This is a genomic window from uncultured Sulfitobacter sp., assembly GCF_947497275.1.
GTDB lineage: Bacteria > Pseudomonadota > Alphaproteobacteria > Rhodobacterales > Rhodobacteraceae > Sulfitobacter.
Genome location: NZ_CANMFS010000001.1, coordinates 224,524 through 243,042, shown reverse-complemented (window position 1 = coordinate 243,042; position 18,519 = coordinate 224,524). Strand labels below are relative to the sequence as shown.

The 18,519-nt window shown below is 60.7% G+C and carries 19 protein-coding genes and 2 tRNA genes; 13 read left to right on the top strand and 8 right to left on the bottom strand.

The features are described 5' to 3' along the window. Window positions 1-47 precede the first annotated feature (47 nt). Window positions 48-122 (top strand) — tRNA-Gly (locus Q1A06_RS01150). A gap of 337 nt (window positions 123-459) precedes the next feature. Further along, window positions 460-597 (top strand): hypothetical protein, encoded by a 138-nt coding sequence (locus Q1A06_RS01145; RefSeq protein WP_299557805.1) that lies wholly within the window; start codon window positions 460-462, stop codon window positions 595-597. Window positions 598-1,011: 414 nt separating this feature from the next. Here the strand turns inward: Q1A06_RS01145 and Q1A06_RS01140 are convergent, their stop codons facing one another. Next, complete coding sequence (locus Q1A06_RS01140) at window positions 1,012-1,365, bottom strand: hypothetical protein (protein ID WP_299557803.1); 354 nt, start codon at window positions 1,363-1,365, stop codon at window positions 1,012-1,014. Then, a complete protein-coding gene (locus tag Q1A06_RS01135) occupies window positions 1,365-1,604 on the bottom strand; it encodes an Lrp/AsnC ligand binding domain-containing protein (protein ID WP_299557801.1) in 240 nt (79 codons plus the stop codon). Before Q1A06_RS01135 ends, Q1A06_RS01140 begins: the two co-directional genes overlap by 1 nt. A 126-nt stretch (window positions 1,605-1,730) precedes the next feature. Here Q1A06_RS01135 and hisB point away from each other — a divergent pair, with 126 nt between their 5' ends. From hisB to Q1A06_RS01110, 5 genes are all read left to right on the top strand, one after another. Further along, complete coding sequence (gene hisB, locus Q1A06_RS01130) at window positions 1,731-2,318, top strand: imidazoleglycerol-phosphate dehydratase HisB (protein ID WP_299557799.1); 588 nt, start codon at window positions 1,731-1,733, stop codon at window positions 2,316-2,318. A 1-nt stretch (window position 2,319) separates the two neighbouring features. Then, window positions 2,320-2,958 (top strand): imidazole glycerol phosphate synthase subunit HisH, encoded by a 639-nt coding sequence (hisH, locus tag Q1A06_RS01125; RefSeq protein WP_299557797.1) that lies wholly within the window; start codon window positions 2,320-2,322, stop codon window positions 2,956-2,958. A gap of 343 nt (window positions 2,959-3,301) precedes the next feature. Beyond that, entirely contained in the window at window positions 3,302-4,021 is a 720-nt protein-coding gene (hisA, locus tag Q1A06_RS01120) for a 1-(5-phosphoribosyl)-5-[(5-phosphoribosylamino)methylideneamino]imidazole-4-carboxamide isomerase (RefSeq protein ID WP_299557795.1), read from the top strand. A 49-nt stretch (window positions 4,022-4,070) separates the two neighbouring features. Further along, complete coding sequence (hisF, locus tag Q1A06_RS01115) at window positions 4,071-4,832, top strand: imidazole glycerol phosphate synthase subunit HisF (protein WP_299557793.1); 762 nt, start codon at window positions 4,071-4,073, stop codon at window positions 4,830-4,832. Beyond that, window positions 4,829-5,134 (top strand): phosphoribosyl-ATP diphosphatase, encoded by a 306-nt coding sequence (locus Q1A06_RS01110; RefSeq protein ID WP_299557791.1) that lies wholly within the window; start codon window positions 4,829-4,831, stop codon window positions 5,132-5,134. The genes hisF and Q1A06_RS01110 overlap by 4 nt, the downstream gene beginning before the upstream one ends. Window positions 5,135-5,150: 16 nt before the next feature. Here Q1A06_RS01110 and Q1A06_RS01105 read toward each other — a convergent pair whose 3' ends face one another. The 3 genes from Q1A06_RS01105 to rlmB all read right to left on the bottom strand — a co-directional run bounded on the left by Q1A06_RS01105 (window position 5,151) and on the right by rlmB (window position 6,947). Then, window positions 5,151-5,618 (bottom strand): CoA-binding protein, encoded by a 468-nt coding sequence (locus Q1A06_RS01105; protein WP_299557789.1) that lies wholly within the window; start codon window positions 5,616-5,618, stop codon window positions 5,151-5,153. A gap of 234 nt (window positions 5,619-5,852) precedes the next feature. After that, window positions 5,853-6,107 (bottom strand): hypothetical protein, encoded by a 255-nt coding sequence (locus tag Q1A06_RS01100; RefSeq protein WP_299557787.1) that lies wholly within the window; start codon window positions 6,105-6,107, stop codon window positions 5,853-5,855. A gap of 63 nt (window positions 6,108-6,170) precedes the next feature. Next, a complete protein-coding gene (gene rlmB, locus Q1A06_RS01095; RefSeq protein WP_299557785.1) occupies window positions 6,171-6,947 on the bottom strand; it encodes a 23S rRNA (guanosine(2251)-2'-O)-methyltransferase RlmB in 777 nt (258 codons plus the stop codon). A 344-nt stretch (window positions 6,948-7,291) separates the two neighbouring features. On the opposite strand from rlmB, the gene Q1A06_RS01090 reads away from it, so the two are divergent. After that, window positions 7,292-7,375, top strand: a tRNA-Tyr gene (locus tag Q1A06_RS01090). A 369-nt stretch (window positions 7,376-7,744) separates the two neighbouring features. Then, on the top strand, window positions 7,745-8,749 hold the full coding sequence (locus Q1A06_RS01085) for a hypothetical protein (protein ID WP_299557783.1): 1,005 nt from the start codon (window positions 7,745-7,747) through the stop codon (window positions 8,747-8,749). A 60-nt stretch (window positions 8,750-8,809) separates the two neighbouring features. Here Q1A06_RS01085 and Q1A06_RS01080 read toward each other — a convergent pair whose 3' ends face one another. Beyond that, on the bottom strand, window positions 8,810-9,424 hold the full coding sequence (locus Q1A06_RS01080) for a hypothetical protein (RefSeq protein ID WP_299557781.1): 615 nt from the start codon (window positions 9,422-9,424) through the stop codon (window positions 8,810-8,812). A gap of 256 nt (window positions 9,425-9,680) precedes the next feature. On the opposite strand from Q1A06_RS01080, the gene Q1A06_RS01075 reads away from it, so the two are divergent. Next, window positions 9,681-10,973, top strand: coding sequence for an O-acetylhomoserine aminocarboxypropyltransferase/cysteine synthase family protein (locus Q1A06_RS01075; RefSeq protein ID WP_299557779.1), 1,293 nt, complete (start codon window positions 9,681-9,683; stop codon window positions 10,971-10,973). 159 nt (window positions 10,974-11,132) lie between these two features. Beyond that, window positions 11,133-13,742, top strand: coding sequence for a hypothetical protein (locus tag Q1A06_RS01070; RefSeq protein ID WP_299557777.1), 2,610 nt, complete (start codon window positions 11,133-11,135; stop codon window positions 13,740-13,742). Between the two features lie 96 nt (window positions 13,743-13,838). On the opposite strand, the gene hppD is transcribed toward Q1A06_RS01070, so the two are convergent. Next, window positions 13,839-14,933: a 4-hydroxyphenylpyruvate dioxygenase gene (gene hppD / locus Q1A06_RS01065; protein WP_299557775.1), complete on the bottom strand. Its 1,095-nt coding sequence runs from the start codon at window positions 14,931-14,933 to the stop codon at window positions 13,839-13,841. Between the two features lie 138 nt (window positions 14,934-15,071). Between hppD and Q1A06_RS01060 the strand changes: the two genes are divergently transcribed. Together Q1A06_RS01060 and Q1A06_RS01055 are read left to right on the top strand one after the other, a co-directional pair. Next, complete coding sequence (locus Q1A06_RS01060) at window positions 15,072-15,527, top strand: Lrp/AsnC family transcriptional regulator (protein WP_299557773.1); 456 nt, start codon at window positions 15,072-15,074, stop codon at window positions 15,525-15,527. Between the two features lie 27 nt (window positions 15,528-15,554). Beyond that, on the top strand, window positions 15,555-17,465 hold the full coding sequence (locus tag Q1A06_RS01055) for a cation:proton antiporter (protein ID WP_299557771.1): 1,911 nt from the start codon (window positions 15,555-15,557) through the stop codon (window positions 17,463-17,465). A 10-nt stretch (window positions 17,466-17,475) separates the two neighbouring features. On the opposite strand, the gene cobT is transcribed toward Q1A06_RS01055, so the two are convergent. Beyond that, on the bottom strand, window positions 17,476-18,486 hold the full coding sequence (gene cobT, locus Q1A06_RS01050; protein ID WP_299557769.1) for a nicotinate-nucleotide--dimethylbenzimidazole phosphoribosyltransferase: 1,011 nt from the start codon (window positions 18,484-18,486) through the stop codon (window positions 17,476-17,478). Window positions 18,487-18,519 lie beyond the last annotated feature (33 nt).

Here is an 18,519-nt window from a genome sequence, read left to right as displayed (position 1 = left end):
CTTGCGGCTTCAGGCACGGACAGCTAAATCAGCCCCACTAACGGGATGCGGGCGTAGCTCAGGGGTAGAGCATAACCTTGCCAAGGTTAGGGTCGGGCGTTCGAATCGCCTCGCCCGCTCCAAATAAACTAACGAACCCGGTTAGTTACAATGAGGCCGCCTTCGGGCGGCCTTTTTGTTTGGGATTATAGGGTGCGCTGGGATTGCAAGCGGCGCGTGTTTGCGGCGCGACATTCTGTATGCGCAGCACCGCCCAGCACAGAATCAAATTGCGTGTTTAACAGGATGACAAGTTCACCAATCCTTAGTTCGGGTAACGCAAGTTGTGCCGTCTGAGATCGCTACTTCGTGCACGCTCAGTTTATGCGCAGCTGTCTGGGTGAGCAGTGCCGCCGTATAGGCATCGTGGGCCCCCAAGGAATATGGTTCGCGGGAACGCTAGAGGACGCAGTGCTGCTCATGGCGGAAAACAGGGGCACCCCGGACGTCCACGGCGAAGGGTTCTTTATTCACCGCGTAGCGGCCCGCCACTTCCGGCAAGACCCCGAAGCCGTGTTCGACACGCCCCGCGCGATCGAGGGTGACGGTGCAGGCTAGTGGACCCGCGCGCTGATGCAGGCGACCTGCAGGCCTACGAAATTCCCATGGTTCGATACTTCGGAGAAAAAAGCGCCGAAGGCCGCGCCTACATCGCATCGGTGTGCGCGATACCTGAAGCGATGAGCGGCATCGCACATGTCCGCTTTGATCCACTGTGCGAGGATCGGTTCAAGGCGGTCGTGCACTGCAAGATCATGGCAGGAACAGCGACCCCGGCCGCCATATCCGGACGCTGGCCGACAAATTCGCAAGCCAAGACAGGCCACTCCGAGTTACCGGCAGGGCTGTCGAACTGCACGACGGTATCGTACCGGTGCCGCTGCCGGCAGCCGGGTGGATCACGATGCTGCCCAGTTCGACCCCATGTGCATTTGAGGTCGCTTAGCGCACCACCGGTAGGCACGGTCGGATTCAGTTTATCGAAAAACGCTCCAGGCATCGCGGTGCATTGCGCTGGTAGTCCTCCAACGTCTCGTCGAGGCTGCGGCGGTCACGCATCACCTCCATCGCACGTTTCTTCTCGGTCCAGTTGCCGCTGACATGCCGATCGAGAATCAGAAAACTGATACCCAGCAAAATCTCCTTTTCCGCGCGGCTCATCATACCCGCACGGTGCAGCGTAACCCCCGTCAGCGCCATCATGTTCGCGCAGCGGATCGCGGCGGCTTCCTCGCCTTCGTAGACACGCTGACCCACTGGCGTAACCGCAGCCGACGGCGCGGCGACCGACAGCAACCACATGCACGATACGATCATAAAACGCATCAAAAGACCTTGAACGTCATGGTGGTCAACGACCGTTCTATGCCCTCGATGTCCAGCAGATTGTCATTGATATAAACACCGACATCCTCGCCTTTGGGGATATAGACCTTCATCAACAGATCGAAATCGCCGGAGGTCGAATAGAGCTCTGAATGGATCTCGCGCAGGGCGATGGCCTCGGCTACACGGTAGGTCGTGCCGGGGCGGCACCTGATCTGGATAAATACGCATGTGCTCATGGGCGGCCTCCTGACGGGTTTGCAGCAAGGCTGGCACGAACCACCGAGGCGCCGCAATCCCTGATCGTGTCTTGCTGCACCTCCGCGCGCTGTTATAAAGACGCCGAACAGTTACGGAATGTCCACATGCGCACCGCCAAGATCACTCGCCAGACGGCCGAAACAGACATCAGCGTCGAGATCAACATCGACGGGTCGGGCGTTTACGATAACAAGACCGGTGTCGGCTTTTTCGATCATATGCTCGATCAGTTGTCGCGCCATGCGTTGATCGACATGACGGTGCGCTGCGAGGGCGATCTGCACATTGACGATCATCACACTGTCGAGGATGTGGGCATCGCCATCGGTCAGGCGCTGGCGCTTGCGATGGGCGACAAGCGCGGCATCGTGCGCTATGGCGCGTGCCTGCTGCCGATGGACGACGCGTTGGTGCGGGCGGCACTCGATCTGTCGGGGCGGCCTTTCCTTGTCTGGAACGTCAATCTGCCGACATCCAGGATCGGCGCGTTCGACACCGAGCTGGTGCGTGAGTTCTTTCAGGCGTTTTCTACCCATGGCGGTATCACGCTGCACATGGATCAATTGCACGGCCTCAACAGCCACCACATCGCCGAGGCGGCGTTCAAGGCTGTAGCGCGGGCGCTGCGCGGCGCGCTTGAAACCGATCCGCGCAAGGCGGATGCGATACCGTCGACCAAAGGCGCACTTTAGCGTGCTGACCGCGATTATCGACTATGAAAGCGGCAATCTGCACTCGGCGCACAAGGCGTTCGAGCGGATGGCGCGCGAGGTCGGCGCGGGTGATGTTGTCGTGACCGGGGACGCCGATGTGCTGGCCTCCGCCGACCGCGTCGTTTTGCCGGGAGACGGTGCTTTTCCTGCGTGCATGGCAGCACTGAAGGGCCATAGTGGGCTGTACGCGGCGATGGTCGAGGCCGTCGAGGTCAAGGGGCGCCCTTTTCTCGGCATCTGCGTCGGCATGCAGCTGATAGCGAGCCGGGGCCATGAGTATACGCTGACGGACGGGCTTGGCTGGATCGCGGGCGACGTGACACGCATCGTTCCTTCCGATCCGGCGCTGAAAGTACCTCACATGGGCTGGAACGATCTGGTCATCGATGTGCCGCATCCGGTTTTCGACGGGATCAAGACCGGCGATCACACCTATTTCGTGCACAGCTATCACATGGAGGTCGCCACCCCTGGCGAGAGGCTGGCCCATGTTGAGTACGCGACGGATGTGACCGCCGTGATCGGCCGTGACAATATGATCGGGATGCAATTCCACCCCGAGAAAAGCCAGACCACCGGCCTGCGCATGATCGCGAACTTTCTGCGCTGGACCCCCTAGCGCAGCTTCTGCCAAACCTCTTCACGACCGGCGTGACCGTCACACGGACGTATTTGCGGGATGTTACCCCGTTACACCACACGCGCCTCGCGCATCCCTTCGTCCGACGGTGCCCAGACCTATCATGACAGCACTGTGAAGCCTTGTTCGAGCAGGCACGACCGATCCGGTCACATCGGGCGGGCTTTGGCACAATCCGGGTGGGACTTCTGCCTGCGCCGCTCATAAACAGCACATGAGAGCCGCTATATCGGTTCTCCACTTCCGACAAGTCAGGCTCGCGTTGCACATTACCGATTTCCGTGCAAAACCTCCCCGCAACAGTCTGCAAAGGATGCCCCGCATGATCCTCTACCCCGCAATTGATCTCAAAGACGGTCAGGCCGTGCGGCTTGTGCACGGCGATATGGAGCGTTCGACCGTGTTCAACGACGATCCTGCCGCGCAGGCGCTTGAATTCGTGGCTGCGGGCTGTGATTGGCTGCATCTTGTTGATCTCAACGGCGCGTTTGCAGGTACCCCCGTCAATGCCGCACCGGTCGAGGCGATCCTGAAGGCCTGCAAAGTGCCTGCGCAGTTGGGCGGTGGCATCCGTGACATGGCCACGATCGAACGGTGGCTCGACAAGGGCCTTGCGCGGGTGATCCTGGGCACGGTGGCGGTGGAAAACCCCGATCTGGTGCGCGACGCGGCGCGCGCGTTTCCCGGTCAGGTCGCCGTAGGCATCGACGCGCGGGGCGGACGTGTCGCCACCAAGGGGTGGGCTGAAGAAACCGGGGTGATGGCAACCGATCTCGCGAAGTCCTTCGAAGATGCAGGCGTCGCCGCGATCATTTATACCGACATCCTGCGTGATGGTGCGATGGGCGGCCCGAACGTCGCTGCGACTGCCGATCTGGCGCGCGCCGTGTCGATCCCGGTGATCGCGTCCGGCGGGGTGTCCTCGCTCGATGATCTCCACGCGCTAAAGGCGACCGGCGTGATAGACGGTGCAATCTCGGGCCGCGCGCTTTACGATGGAGCAATTGATCTGCGGGCCGCGCTGGACGCGTTGCGCACCTAGCCCCCTGCCCCCGCTTGCCACGCGCGGGCCACCGGATTACACCACTGACATGCTGAAAACCCGCATCATCCCCTGTCTCGATGTCGCCGATGGCCGTGTGGTCAAAGGCGTCAATTTCGTCGGCCTGCGGGATGCGGGCGATCCGGTCGATGCCGCTATCGCCTATGATGCGGCGGGCGCGGACGAACTGTGCTTTCTCGACATCCACGCGACCCATGAAAACCGCGGTACCATGTTCGATCTGGTGCGCCGCACGGCAGAGCATTGTTATATCCCTTTGACCGTAGGCGGCGGCGTGCGGACCGCCGTAGACGTGCGCGCGCTTCTGCTCGCGGGCGCGGACAAGGTCAGCTTTAATTCCGCCGCCGTGGCCGACCCGGATGTCGTCGCCGCCGCCGCCGACCAGTTCGGCAGCCAGTGCATCGTGGCGGCCATCGACGCCAAGACGGTGGCACCCGGTCGGTGGGAGATATTCACCCACGGCGGACGCAAGCCGACCGGTATGGATGCCGTCGAATTCGCCATCACCATGATGGAAAAAGGCGCCGGTGAAATCCTGCTGACCTCGATGGACCGCGATGGCACCAAACAAGGCTTTAACCTGCCGCTCACCCGCGCCATTTCGGACGCGGTGAGCATGCCGGTGATTGCCTCTGGCGGTGTCGGAACGCTCGATCATCTCGTGGCAGGGGTAAAAAAGGGCGGCGCATCGGCAGTTCTGGCCGCGTCGATCTTTCATTTCGGCGAATTCACCATTCAACAGGCGAAACAACACATGGCCGACGCCGGTATTCCGATGAGGCTCGCATGACGCTCGACGATCTCTACGCCACCATTCTCGCGCGCAAGAGCGCCGATCCGGCTTCAAGCTGGACAGCACAGCTTTTGGCGAAAGGGCCCGAGAAATGCGCCGAGAAATTCGGCGAGGAAGCCATCGAGGCGATCATCGAAGCCGTGCGCGACGACAAGGCGGCGCTGACATCCGAGGCTGCCGACGTGCTCTATCATCTTCTGGTCATGCTGGCGGCGCGGGATGTACCGCTCGGTGATGTGTTGGCCGAGCTTGCACAGCGCCAATCGCAGTCCGGCGTCGCCGAGAAAGCGTCGCGATAACCACGGGTTGCGCGTCTTACAACTTGCTCGAAATGACACCGGTTGCAAAACCGCCCTTGCGCAATTCACCGAACAGGCGTTGGTATTCGATCTTGGGACAGCGGTTCTGAACGACGTCGATACCGCGCGCTTCGGCCCTGGCCGCCGCCTTGACATGTTCGACCCCGATCTGCATCCAGATCGTGCGCAGATCCGGCAGGACCTCCAGCGCCTCGTCCACAATTGCCGGCACAGCCTCCGAACGGCGAAAGATATCGACCATATCCACCGGGCCTTCGATATCGGCAAGCGTTGCGACGGCGCGCGCACCAAACAACGTCTCGCCCGCGAGGCCGGGATTGACCGGCACCACGTTATAGCCGCGCAACGAGAGATACCGCGCGACGAAGTAACTCGGACGAATGGGGTTCGACGATACCCCCACAACCGCGATCCGTTTGGTGCGCGACAGGATCTCTTTAAGAAAAATATCGGAATACCGCATGAGAACAGTCTACCCGCGTTGCGGCACACCCGAAAAGCCCCGACTGGGCACCGCCCCCAAAAAAAACGCCCTTCAGGTGAACCAAAGGGCGTAAAGTGCGGAACAGGGACAATTTGCGACGGTGCGTTCCGGGCACCGCCGCTCAGTACATCAGATATGCATTCAGGCACACGACAACAGAGGCACCGGTCATTTCAGCGCTGAGATGCGCAAAAATCCGCCGGATACCGGGGTTCAGTCGAAGATATCCTCAACCAGATCAAACGCTTCCTCTGCGATCTTGCGCCACATGGTTTTACCCTTTTTCCGCTTGCGAGTACTCTTGACCGGCCGCGCCTTGGGAAGTTTGCGGATCTTCGCGGGGGTCTGATGGCTGACGGCAGCGGGTGCTGCTTGCGTCTGCGGCACCGGCAATGCTTTCAGCGCGCTGAGCGGTGCGCCGCAGGACTGACAGGTCAACGTGTGATGATCCGTATCCAGTGTCAGCATGGCGCGGGTGCCGCAATGGCAGCACGTCGCGATTTTCGTTGGCCGGGCGATGGTTGCTCTCCTTCAACTATGGTTCTTGGTGGCATATAGGGCGATGGCAGCGGCATTTGAAACGTTGAGCGATCCGAACCCGCCTCCTGCGTCAATCCGCACCAATGCATCGACCGTTTCGCGAGTCTTGGCGCGCAATCCCGGTCCTTCCGCGCCCAGAACCAGGGCCACGGGCCGATCTCGCTTGCCTGCCACCGCCGCTTCGATTGTCTGCTCGGCCTCGCCGTCCAGACCCAGCACGAGATACCCCATGTCCTGAAGCGCGCGGATACCGTCCGCCAGATTGCGGATCCGCAAATAGGGCTGACGTTCCAGCGCGCCTGATGCGGTCTTGGCCAGCGCGCCTGTCTCAGGCGCGGAGTGATGGCGCGTGCCGATCACGGCAGACGCGCCCAGCACCTCAGCCGACCGCAGGATCGCGCCGACGTTGTGCGGGTCCGTGACCCGATCAAGCAGGATCACACGCGGCGCCGTATCGCCGATGCACACATCTTCCAGCCGGCCCCAGTCCAACGGCTTGACCTCCAGCACCGCGCCTTGGTGCACAGACCCTTGATCAATCGGCGGACGGAATTTGCGCGGATCGACGACCTCAGCTTCGATACCGGACGCAGCGATCGCTTCTTCCAGCTTCGCTTGTGCGTTGGGTGTCACCATCAGGTGCAGTTTCTCGCGCGCGGGATTTTCCAGCGCATCGCGCACCGCGTGCAACCCGAACAGCCACAACGTCTCACGCGCCTCGACCTTCTTGTCTTGTTCTTTCTGAACGACCCACTTGGGTTTTTTCATCGCGGCCCCCTGATCCTGCGCCGCATCGGCGCGCTTCGTGTCGTCTATCCAATCGCGCTCAGCGAGCCAAGCCTCTCTCGCCCGGAACCGTGCATCGCTCCCTTCAACAGCCCCCCCCCGCGTTACCATTAGATCAACCGCGCCCTTGCTGCGACACCTTCGAAAGGGGGGCAGACGCAGCACTGCAGGGTTCAGGTTTGAAAGATCTCTTGGCCCGGAAAAACTCAGCGATCCGGCGCTACAATCGTTGGGGCGATCCCGTTTTCGCGCCATGCGAATTTCAGTGTGGGGCGTTGGTTTTGCGGTTGACGCCTTGGGTCCTCACAGGTAATCACCGCGCCAGTGGGCGACAGGCCGCAAGGTGTGGCAGGGGACTGTAACTCCCTCGCGGAGACGCACGCCTGGTTCGATTCCAGGGTCGCCCACCACTTCTTCCGAAAGACATCGTTACCCCGCAGCGGTTTTATCGCGGACTGTAAGCGATGCATCAGGCTTGGCTGTGACCGCGCGCGCGGCACCAGGACCGTCGCGCGATCGCAAAGTTGCGTGTTTTCGCAATCAGAGAGAATGTCGGTCCTTGGATACTGCCAGCCCTGCGCCAGCATTCTTTACTGGCGGCACATGTATCTATGGTCCGCTTTCTGCCGGCGAAGCGAGGACGAGAACGGCGAAAATGAGAGCGGGGATCCACGTCTTCGGGTATTCTTCACCGGAAAAGGCATCTTTCAAAATATGCGGTGCACCCTATACTGACGCAAAAACAAGAGGCCACGCAAAACGGCCAGCGAGGACTGAGCATGGCACCCGAGGCTGCGTCTCGACAAAATTTCAATGTGGTGATCGTCGGGCAACAGGGGCGGCTAGCCTATGAGGCGCTTATCTTTGTTGCATCTCTGCGTGCGGCAAGCCCAAGTTTCCGCGGTAAAATCATTGTCGCGGAGCCGCAGGCGGGGCCGCTGTGGCCCAAGGATCCAACGATCCGCAACCCGCCCGTACGCGAGGCACTTCAAGAGATGGGCGCGCAGATCGTTCCGTTCGAGAGCCGTCATTTCGGCGCGGCCTATCCATTCGGAAACAAGATCGAGATGCTGTCCGCCCTGCCCGAAGGCGAGCCTTTCGTTTTCTTCGACACGGACACATTGATCACAGGGGATCTTGAGACGTTACCCTTTGATTTCGACCGCCCGACAGCGTCGATGCGGCGTGAAAATACCTGGCCCGATCCGCAGCTTTACGGGCCGGGCTACACTGGCCTGTGGAAATCATTGTATGACAAGTTCGGGCTGGAGTTCGAAAGCTCGCTCGATACCTCGCAACCCGATGAATACTGGCGCCGGTATCTCTATTTTAACGCGGGCTTTTTCTTTTACCGCTGTCCGCATGAATTCGGTGCCAGGTTTCTCGAATACGCGCTGGCGATACGTGACGCACCGCCAGTCGAGCTTTGCGCGCAAAGCTTTGATCCGTGGCTGGACCAAGTCGCCCTGCCCCTCGTGATCCATGCACTGGGCGGTGGGCGCGATACGCTTCCCGCAGGCTTTCTCGACGGTGCGGTCAGTTGCCACTACCGAATGTTGCCGCTGCTGTATGCGCGCGAAAGCGATCACGTGGTCGAGGTGCTCGAACGGGTGACGGCGCCCAACAAGCTCAAGAAAGTGCTCAAGTCATACGAGCCGATAAAGCGGATGATCTATCAGGGCCGTGGGCAGAAAGCGCGCGCGCTTTTTGATCGAAACCACCTGCCCCGAAAGGAGCAAGCGATCCGCAATCAATTGAAATCAAACGGATACTGGATGAGATAACCGCACTTCAGCGGCGCAGGTAACGGCCCTGTCACCCAAGGTGACTGGGCCGTCTTTGGGTTACGCCGCTTTTTCGAGCAGCGTGTAGGTTGAAATCATCGCGTCCTGGACCTGTGCCCGGGCGATCTTGCCTTTCTCGGTTCGCTTCGAGCGCGCACCAACAGCCTTCTTTATCACGCGACCGATCTGCTGGTTCATCGACGTGCGCGCACGGTCACCCGCACGGGTTCCCGCGGTTTCCGGCCCGCCCAGCGCAAGATCGTACTGTTCCACAAAACCGTCCTCTTCCTGTGCTTCATTGATGACTTTCAGGATGAAATCGTCGTCGAATTTACCGGCCGCGTCCATGTCCGTCGCCAAGGCAACAACGCGCGCGATCACATGTCGTTTTGCCGCCAGCCGCAGCGCAAGCGCATCGTCCGCAGGCGCTGTGTCGATCACATGTGTCTCAACCAACATCTGCATGTAATGCGTCATGTTCATACCCGCAGCTTTGGCTTGCGCATCCATGAACTTGCGCACCGGAAGCTCGAGCGTGAACGTCACGGTCGACGCTTTCGAGATCTTTTCCATCCGCCGCTCACGACGCTCCGCGCGCGTGGCCGCTGTCGACGAGGGTGCGCCCTTCACATTTTTCGAAGGTTTACCTGCCGAGATATTTTCTACTTTGCCCATATTCTGAGACTCCTGCTGAAACATACTTTGCATGTATGTTATCCTCAGCAACCCGTCAACATACTTTACAAGTATGCTTCCGATTGGCCGACCTGTTTCCCGAAGAACACAGGTTCCGGAACACGCGGCGGCAACGGAATGTTTTCCCGGGGCGGGGTTGCACCCCCAAAGGATTTCCTTTGGACAACCCGATCCCTTGTCTGGCGAAAGCCAATCCCGTAACCAGAAATCAGAATTTTCAACAGGAGACAATCCGATGACAGACGGCCCTACCTACGGTTTCGATACCCTGCAAATTCATGCAGGCGCCCGCCCGGATCCGGCTACTGGCGCACGACAGACACCGATCTATCAGACGACGGCGTATGTTTTTCGCGATGCCGATCACGCGGCGGCACTGTTCAATCTGCAAGAGGTCGGTTTCATCTATTCCCGCCTGACCAACCCGACCGTCGCGGTTTTGCAAGAGCGGATCGCGACGCTCGAAGGCGGTGCGGGTGCTGTATGCTGCTCGTCAGGCCATGCGGCACAGATCATGGCGCTGTTTCCACTGATGAGCCCGGGCAAGAATATCATCGCATCGACCCGGCTTTATGGCGGCACCGTCACTCAGTTCACGCACACGATCAAGAGATTTGGGTGGGAATGTAAATTCGTCGACTTCGATGATCTCGACGCCGTACGCGACGCGATCGATGAAAACACGCGCGCAGTGTTCGGTGAAGCGATCGCGAACCCCGGCGGATACATCATGGACGTGCGCGCCATCGCCGATATTACGGACGATGCGCAGATTCCGCTGATCATCGACAACACCACCGCCACACCCTATCTGGTGCGCCCGATCGAACTCGGCGCCACGCTGGTCGTCCATTCGACAACAAAATACCTGACAGGTAACGGCACAGTGACTGGCGGCTGCATCGTGGATTCGGGCACGTTCGACTGGTCCGCGACGGACAAGTTTCCGTCCCTGAGCGCGCCGGAACCTGCCTATCATGGGCTCAAGTTCCAAGAGACGTTCGGCGCGCTGGCCTACACCTTCCACGGTATCGCCATCGGCCTGCGCGATCTGGGCATGACGATGAACCCGCAAGCCGCGCATTATACGTTGATGGGCACCGAAACACTGAGCCTGCGAATGGATCGTCACGTCGAGAACGCCAAAAAGATCGCGGCGTGGCTCGAAGCGGACGACCGGATCGATTACGTGACCTATGCCGGTCTGGAATCTTCACCCTACTATGAGCGTTCCAAGAAAGTTTGCCCCAAAGGCGCGGGTGGGCTTTTCACCTTCGCCGTAAAGGGGGGCTATGAGGCTTGCGTGAAGCTGGTCAACAGTCTCGAAGTCTTCAGCCATGTGGCAAACCTCGGCGACACCCGCTCGCTGATCATCCACTCCGCATCGACCACCCACCGGCAGTTGACCCCCGAACAGCAGGAAGCCGCCGGTGCGGGGCCTAGTCTGGTGCGCGTGTCCATCGGAACCGAAAACCCCGAAGATCTGATCGCGGATCTTGATCAGGCGCTTGCCAAAGCAGTCGCGTAGCGTGACACGACGTGCTCCCATCGTGCCAGCGCGGTGCGATGGGAGCGCTCTGCGGCAGACCGCCGAAACCCGTGTCCGGTCTTTTCATGCGCTGCGTGCTGTTCTAGTCTGGCTTTCGATAAAGTTGTCGGTCAACTGCACCCGTGATAAAGGCATGGCATGAAGCCTAATTTCGCTCTTTCGCTGTCCTTCGAAGGGATCAAGCTCCTCCATCGTGCCGCCGGTGGCTGGCGCGAAGTGGGTGAAGTCGGGGTCGCTTCTCCGGACCTGGCGGGAGAGTTGGCTGTTTTGCGCCGCACCGCCGTCAGCCTTGATCCATCCGGTCTGCGGACCAAGCTGATCATTCCCGCTGAACAGATCAAATATCTGACCGTCGAAACCCCCGGATTGTCCGATGCCGCGCGGCGCAAGGCCGCCGAGACGGCTCTTTTCAACGCGACCCCCTACGAGATTGAGGAACTGGCCTACGACATCTCAATGGACGGACCGACGACTCACGTGGCCGCTGTCGCCCGCGAGACGCTGGCCGAAGCTGAGGGATTCGCGCAGGAGCACCGTTTCCACCCGGTCAGCTTTGTCGCCATACCGGGCGATGCACCTTTTCTGGGAGAGCCTTTCTTTGGCATGACGGATGCCGCGGCGGCACTTCTTGGCGAAGATGAGACCCTCGAGCCGGATGGCATCGCGGTCGTTGTCGTTGGCCAGATCGAAAAAACGCCTTCCCCCTCGGATTCCGAGCCCCCTGCCGCCGACACTTCCATTGCGAAGCCCACCGCTGAGCCGGAAACCGCGCCCGCCGGCGCAGCGCCGAATGTGACGGAACAGTCGACCGCGGCCCAAGCCCCGCCACCAAAAGCACAACCCGCACCCTCTCGCGCCAAGGACACTGCGACACTGGATGCCGCCGCAAAACCGGAGCCAACGCCCCCACGCGCCGCAGCCACCACATCTTCTGAGTCCCCGCAGCCTGACAACACACCGCCCGCTGCGGACGCATCGACTGCCGCGGACACATCGCCGGATGTTTCATCCGAGCCGAAAAAACCGGCGCTCGTGTCGGCGCGCAAGGTAAGCCAACCGAAACCTGCCGCGCCGTCCGACGACAAAGCTACACTCGGCTTCTCTACGGTTCGCGGCACACCCAATCCAGCCGCGGCACCTTCTCTGGGCGGCGCCTCGCGCGCAACTCCCGCCCCCGACAGCAGTTCGCTGACCCCCGTTGCCGCAGACGCAGCGGCGACCCATGATATCGCCAAGGCAGGCGGCTTTTTGAGCCGTCGCAAACCGCGTACCGGTGCTGCCGCGCCGGTGCCCGCGCCCGTGGCCCCGGTAGTCGCAGCTGGCAACGAACAACAACGCATGACCGTCTTCGGTGCACGCAGCTCCGACGAGATCGGTGGCAAGCCACGTTTTCTCGGTTTGATCATGACGGTGATCCTGTTGATATTGCTTGCTGGCGTCGCCGCTTGGGCGGCTGTATTCCTTGACGACGGCATCGCTGGCCTTCTGCGGGGCAACGATGATCGCGCGGTCGCATCCGCACCTGAGAACCAAGCGACGACCGAAGTCATTCGCGTTCCCGACGATGCGCGCCCGGACGACGCGGCAGCCGACGAGGCGGTCGATCTGGCAGCACTCGATCCTGTGCTGTCAGCCGAGGACAGCGCGATCCTGGACGCACTTCAAAGCCCCAGCGGCGAACCCGAACGGCCCGTAATCACCCAAAGCGAAGCCGCCGCGCGCTACGCTGTAAGCGGCATCTGGCCTCTTGCACCTGATACATCGCTTGCACAGCCCGAGATCCCGGCGGAGACCGCATATCGCAGCAGCCTCGACCCCGTCAGCGCCTCGAACGATGCCATTGCCCTGCCCGCGCCCGAAGGATTGAACACCGATGTCCAGCTGGCCGCCGTCGTGTCGCCGCCGCCCTTCGGTCAACCGGCGAATATCGATAGCCGAGGCCTGTGGGTCCCCACGCCCGAGGGAATCGTAACGCCCGAAGGTTACACCTTGGTCGCAGCAAGCCCGCCGCTCAAGCCGCCCCAAATCGTCTCACGCGACACGGTTGCGCCGCCGGCGGCCGCGCCCGTCTCGCCGCTTCTTGATGTTCGACCAAGGACACGGCCCATCGGGTTCGCTGAAAATACCGAGAGATCACAGCTGGGCGGCGTCACGCGGGTCGAATTGGCCGTGTTCCGCCCGGCGTTACGCCCCCGGTCCATACAAGACCGGGCGCGCGAAGCTCAAGAGGCCGAGCAAGCTGCACTGGAAGCGGCCCGGGAAGCGGAGCAAAACCGTGCGGCTGCTGCAGCGGCGGCGGCGGCTGCCGCAGCCCTTGCCCTGCCACCGGCAAGCGATCCTGTGATCAGCGACGCAACGAAGTTCGCCATCGCCCAATCACGGCGTCCCGACACTCGCCCGCGCAACTTTTCCCGTATCGTCAAGCGGGCAGCCCGTGCAGCCCCGGTGGAGCAACGTGTCGCCGCCTCTGTCGCGCCACGCGCCGTGGCCCCCAGCATCCCTTCGAAGGCCTCCGTCGCCCGCAGCGCAACGGTGAAGAATGCAATCAATCTGCGTAGTGTGAATCTGATCGGGGTCTATGGAAAACCTTCGAGCCGGCGCGCGCTGGTGCGCCTGTCTAACGGCAGATACCAGAAAGTACGTGTCGGTGACCGCATCGACGGCGGCCAGGTCTCTGCCATCGGAGACAACGAACTGCGCTACACCAAAAGAGGACGGAATGTCGTCCTGAAAATCCCGAGCAGCTGATGCGTCCGGCGCGCCTACGCAGCGACGGGCGATGTCCGAATAAATGTAATGCGCGGGGCCGAAGGGCCTGCGCGCAATTGGATCAGACCTCGCGCGCTATATCCCGGCCAACTCCCCGCTGTCGATTTGCTCCTGCTCAATGCTTTCGAACAATGCCTTGAAGTTGCCTTCGCCAAAGCCGTCGTCTCCCTTACGTTCGATGAACTCGAAAAAGATCGGACCAATCACAGTCTTCGAAAAGATCTGAAGCAGGATCCGCGTTTCACCGCCATCGACCACACCTTCTCCATCAATCAGGATGCCGTGTTTCTTCATCCGGTCGATCGGCTCTGCGTGCCCAACCACGCGGTCCGCGCACAAGTCGTAGTAGGTCGCCGGCGGGGCGGGCATGAATTTCAGTCCATTTTCGGCGATCGCATCTGTCGCCTCATAAATATCGCGCGCACCGACCGCGATGTGCTGGATTCCCTCCCCGTTATACTTCTTGAGATAGGCCACGATCTGTCCCGTCTCGCCACGATCCTCGTTCAGGGGGATTCGGATCCGCCCGCAAGGCGAGGTAAGCGCCCGCGAGAAAAGGCCCGTGAACTTCCCTTCGATGTCAAAGAAACGGATCTCCCGAAAATTGAATAGATCGCCGTAGAACTTGAACCACCGGTCCATGTTCCCCTTGAACACATTATGCGTCAGGTGATCGAGGTAATAGAAACCGACGCCTTCAGGCTTGGACTGTGCAATCCAGTCATATTCCCCGTTGTAGGGCGACGTGTCGTAATACTGATCCACGAAATACAGAAGGGATCCGCCGATTCCCATGATTGCCGGCACGTCCAGAACCTTGCCGTCGCCGGTGTATTCCTGCGCACCATTGGCCACTGCATGGGCCAGCGCCTTTTGCGCGTCGACGACCCGCCATCCCATCGAGGGGGCGCAAGGGCCGTGATGATCAACGAACCGGGCGGCGAAGGAATCCCGGTCATAGGTCAGCACATATGTAATGTCTCCCTGCTGCCATAGCTCGATGTCCCTGGTTCTGTGGTTGGCAACGTGGGTATAGCCCATCTTGCGAAACACCACGCGCAGTTCCTCGGGATCAGGAGAGGCGAATTCGACGAATTCAAACCCGTCGGTACCCGCAGGGTTATCTTGCGTGATCTTCGATTTCGGCGCGTCGTGGGGAAACGGACCCATTGGATACCTCCTTGAATGTGCGGTTTGTTTCAAGATACAGCACCGAAGGCACGACATTCGCGCTTTTTCACTTAAACTTATAGATGTTTGCGTGCCTTCTGCGCATATAATGACGAAACAGCGTGAAAGTCCCGCATAGTGATCGACGACACAGACACCCGGCTGCTCGAGGCGTTGCAACAGAACGCGCAGATGACAGCGCAGGAACTTGGAGACAGGCTCAATCTCTCGGCCTCACAGGCCGGACGACGTCGCCAGAAGCTGGAAGCGGACGGTGTGATCGAAAGCTATACCGCTCGCCTCGATCCCCGCCGGCTCGGTTTGCAGGTCCAAGGGTTTGTGCAGGTTCATCTTGCCATTCACGGCCCCGATCATTCGCAAAGCTTTGCGCGACTGGTCGCTGCCCGTTCCGAAATCGTGAGCGCGTGGACGATGACGGGGGATGCGGATTATCTCTTGCGGGTCTACTGTGTCGACCTACCTGCGTTGAACCGGTTGATTCACGACGTGCTGCTGCCGCATAAAGCTGTGTCACGCGTCCACAGCCAGATCGTTATGGACCAGCTCAAGCGGGATGGTCCTCTTCCCACCTGATCGTGCAGGTAACATACAAGGACCGCCATGGAAGGGTTTCTGTTTCAAGCGTCGATCTATCTTGCCGCCGCCGTCATCGCGGTGCCGATTGCTGCTCGGCTGGGGCTGGGATCGGTGCTGGGTTATCTGGCTGCAGGTATCCTGATCGGTCCCCTTCTCGGCCTCGTTGGCTCGGAAACGCAGGACGTTCAGCACTTCGCCGAATTCGGCGTGGTGATGATGCTGTTCCTCATCGGGCTTGAGCTTGAACCGCGTACCCTTTGGGACATGCGCCACCGACTCTTGGGTCTGGGCGGGTTGCAGATCACCGTCAGCACGCTCGCGCTCATGGGCATCGCCATGGCCTACGACCAAAGCTGGAGCGTCGCACTGGCGATCGGGCTTACCCTGTCGCTCAGCTCGACTGCCATCGTTCTGCAAACCTTGACGGAAAAGGGCTTGATGCAGACGGCAGGCGGACGCTCGGTCTTTTCGGTTCTGCTCACGCAGGATATCGCCGTGATCCCCATCCTCGCGTTTCTGCCGCTGCTCGCGGTGTCGCGCTCCGAAGCTCTGGTATCGCCCGACGGCTCGATCTCGCGGGTGACGGATCTGCCCACGGAGGGACATGCAGACACCCATGGCCCGGCTGCCGCCGAAGCCGCGTTCAATCTGATCGACAGCCTACCGGCCTGGGGTGTGACGCTTGTGACGGTTGGTGCCATCGCGGGAATAATACTAACCGGTGTGTTTTTCACCCGTCCGGTGTTCCGCTATATTCACTTGGCCAAACTGCGCGAGATGTACACCGCGCTTGCCCTGCTCATCATCGTCGGCATTTCGTTCATCATGATGCTTGTCGGCCTTTCGCCCGCGTTGGGCGCATTTTTGGCGGGCGTGGTGCTGGCCAGCTCTGAATTCAGACACGAGCTCGAAACCGATCTCGAGCCATTCAAAGGCCTGTTGCTCGGCCTGTTCTTCATCACCGTCGGTGCCGGTATCAACTTCACGCTTCTGGCCGAGAATGCTCTGGTAATTGTCGGCATGGCCTTGCTCGTCATCATTGTAAAAGGCCTGATCCTGTCCATCCTCGGGCGGTTATTCAGACTGCGGGGACGGGACAAGTGGCTCTTTGCCCTTGGGCTGGCCCAGGCAGGTGAATTCGGCTTCGTGCTCGTCAGTTTTTCGGTCGCGACCGGCGTGATGCCCGACGCCGTCGCAGAAACCCTGTTGCTGGTCGTTGCGCTGTCGATGCTGATCACACCGCTGCTGTTCATCCTGTACGAAGTCATTTCAAAACGCAGTGTGGATACGTCGATTGCCCCTCCCGAAGACGAAATCGACACCGCAGGGCCGATTATCATCGCGGGTGTCGGGCGCTTTGGGCAGATGGTGAACCGGATGGTCCAGGCGTCGGGCTTCGATACCGTCGTGCTTGATCACAACCCCGAAACCATAGCGGTAATGCGCCGCTTTGGGTTCAAGGCGTTTCTGGGCGACCCTACCCGCGCAGACATCCTGCGCAAGGCCGGTCTTGCCGACGCAAAGGTGCTTGTCGTGTCGCTCGATGATCAAAAATCGGCCCGCGCCCTTGTCCGCTACGCGCGCAAGGAGCGCCCGGATCTGCATATCGTCGTACGCGCGCATGACCGTACGGACGTCTACAACCTGTATCAGGCGGGCGCGAATGACATCGTACGGGAGATGTTCGACAGCTCCTTGCGTGCGGGACGCTATGTGCTCGAACGAATGGGCCTGTCAGAGTACGAGGCAGCAGAGGCACAGCGGCTGTTCTATCATCACGACCGTAAATCGGTGCGCGAACTGGCCGATGTCTGGCGTCCCGACGTCGCGCCACAAGACAACGAGGCGTATGTCGCGCGCGCCAAAGAGTTGCAAAAAGATCTTGAAACGGCGTTTCTGAACCGCGGCGAAGACGACGAGAAGAAAAGCGCGTGAGCGTGGCGGCTTAGCCGCCGCTGACACCCGCTTCGGCAAAGGTCGACATACCGCTGTGGCATTCGACTGCGGCCTTGAGGATCGAGATCGCAAGCGCGGCGCCCGAAGCCTCGCCCAGCCGCAGGCCAAGCGACAGGATCGGCGTTTTTCCAAGCTTGTGCAGCAACTCTGCGTGCCCGCTTTCATCGCTCTGATGGCCGGCGATACAGTGATCCAGCGCGCCTGTCACTGCCTGTTCGAGACAGGCCGCCGCCGCGGTACAGATGAAACCGTCGAGAATGACCGGAATCCTGTTCAAGCGCGCGCGGGCGATTGCCCCCACCATAGCAGCCATCTCGCGTCCGCCCAATCGGCGCAACGTCTCGATCCCGTCGCCCTGCCCCCCATGCAGCGCGACCGCATCCGCGACCACTTGCGTCTTCAGATCCACGCCCGCATCGTCGACGCCCGTGCCGCGTCCCGTCCATCCCGCCGCTGGTCCCCCGTACAGGGCACAGGCAATGGCCGCCGCCGATGTCGTATTGCCAATGCCCATTTCCCCCACGACCAGCACGTCGGAATCGACACGCACCGCGTCCCACCCCGCCGTCAATGCCGCCGTCAGCTCCGCGTCCGTCATTGCGGGCACTTGGGTGAAATCCTGTGTGGGGCGGTCAAGGTCAAGCGCATGCACATCAAGCCGCGCGTCCGCCGCACGGGCGAGCTGATTGATCGCAGCACCGCCATGCTCGAAATTGAGAACCATCTGCGCAGTGACCTCGGGTGGAAAAGCGGAAACACCACGCGCCGCGACCCCGTGATTGCCCGCGAAAACAATGATCTGGGGCGCTTTAATCCGCGGACGCGCATCCCCGCGCCAACCGGCATACCACTGCGCCAGCGTCTCGAGATCACCTAAAGCTCCGGGAGGTTTGGTCAACTGCGCGTTTCGATCGGCGGCGGCGGCGCGGGCGTGTGTGTCCTGCACCGGCTGCCCCGCGATCAAGGACCGAAATCCGTCGGGATTTATAAAATCGGCCATATCGTAAACCTCATTGCCACAGTGGTGCAGTCT

What these genes read in the sequence shown, in the direction of transcription:
- Q1A06_RS01145 (WP_299557805.1), top strand. Translation starts at nt 460, where the DNA reads ATGGCGGAAAACAGGGGCACCCCGGACGTCCACGGCGAAGGGTTCTTT.
- Q1A06_RS01140 (WP_299557803.1), bottom strand. Translation starts at nt 1,365, where the DNA reads ATGCGTTTTATGATCGTATCGTGCATGTGGTTGCTGTCGGTCGCCGCG.
- Q1A06_RS01135 (WP_299557801.1), bottom strand. Translation starts at nt 1,604, where the DNA reads ATGAGCACATGCGTATTTATCCAGATCAGGTGCCGCCCCGGCACGACC.
- hisB (WP_299557799.1), top strand. Translation starts at nt 1,731, where the DNA reads ATGCGCACCGCCAAGATCACTCGCCAGACGGCCGAAACAGACATCAGC.
- hisA (WP_299557795.1), top strand. Translation starts at nt 3,302, where the DNA reads ATGATCCTCTACCCCGCAATTGATCTCAAAGACGGTCAGGCCGTGCGG.
- hisF (WP_299557793.1), top strand. Translation starts at nt 4,071, where the DNA reads ATGCTGAAAACCCGCATCATCCCCTGTCTCGATGTCGCCGATGGCCGT.
- Q1A06_RS01110 (WP_299557791.1), top strand. Translation starts at nt 4,829, where the DNA reads ATGACGCTCGACGATCTCTACGCCACCATTCTCGCGCGCAAGAGCGCC.
- Q1A06_RS01105 (WP_299557789.1), bottom strand. Translation starts at nt 5,618, where the DNA reads ATGCGGTATTCCGATATTTTTCTTAAAGAGATCCTGTCGCGCACCAAA.
- Q1A06_RS01100 (WP_299557787.1), bottom strand. Translation starts at nt 6,107, where the DNA reads ATGCTGACACTGGATACGGATCATCACACGTTGACCTGTCAGTCCTGC.
- rlmB (WP_299557785.1), bottom strand. Translation starts at nt 6,947, where the DNA reads ATGAAAAAACCCAAGTGGGTCGTTCAGAAAGAACAAGACAAGAAGGTC.
- Q1A06_RS01085 (WP_299557783.1), top strand. Translation starts at nt 7,745, where the DNA reads ATGGCACCCGAGGCTGCGTCTCGACAAAATTTCAATGTGGTGATCGTC.
- Q1A06_RS01080 (WP_299557781.1), bottom strand. Translation starts at nt 9,424, where the DNA reads ATGGGCAAAGTAGAAAATATCTCGGCAGGTAAACCTTCGAAAAATGTG.
- Q1A06_RS01075 (WP_299557779.1), top strand. Translation starts at nt 9,681, where the DNA reads ATGACAGACGGCCCTACCTACGGTTTCGATACCCTGCAAATTCATGCA.
- Q1A06_RS01070 (WP_299557777.1), top strand. Translation starts at nt 11,133, where the DNA reads ATGAAGCCTAATTTCGCTCTTTCGCTGTCCTTCGAAGGGATCAAGCTC.
- hppD (WP_299557775.1), bottom strand. Translation starts at nt 14,933, where the DNA reads ATGGGTCCGTTTCCCCACGACGCGCCGAAATCGAAGATCACGCAAGAT.
- Q1A06_RS01055 (WP_299557771.1), top strand. Translation starts at nt 15,555, where the DNA reads ATGGAAGGGTTTCTGTTTCAAGCGTCGATCTATCTTGCCGCCGCCGTC.
- cobT (WP_299557769.1), bottom strand. Translation starts at nt 18,486, where the DNA reads ATGGCCGATTTTATAAATCCCGACGGATTTCGGTCCTTGATCGCGGGG.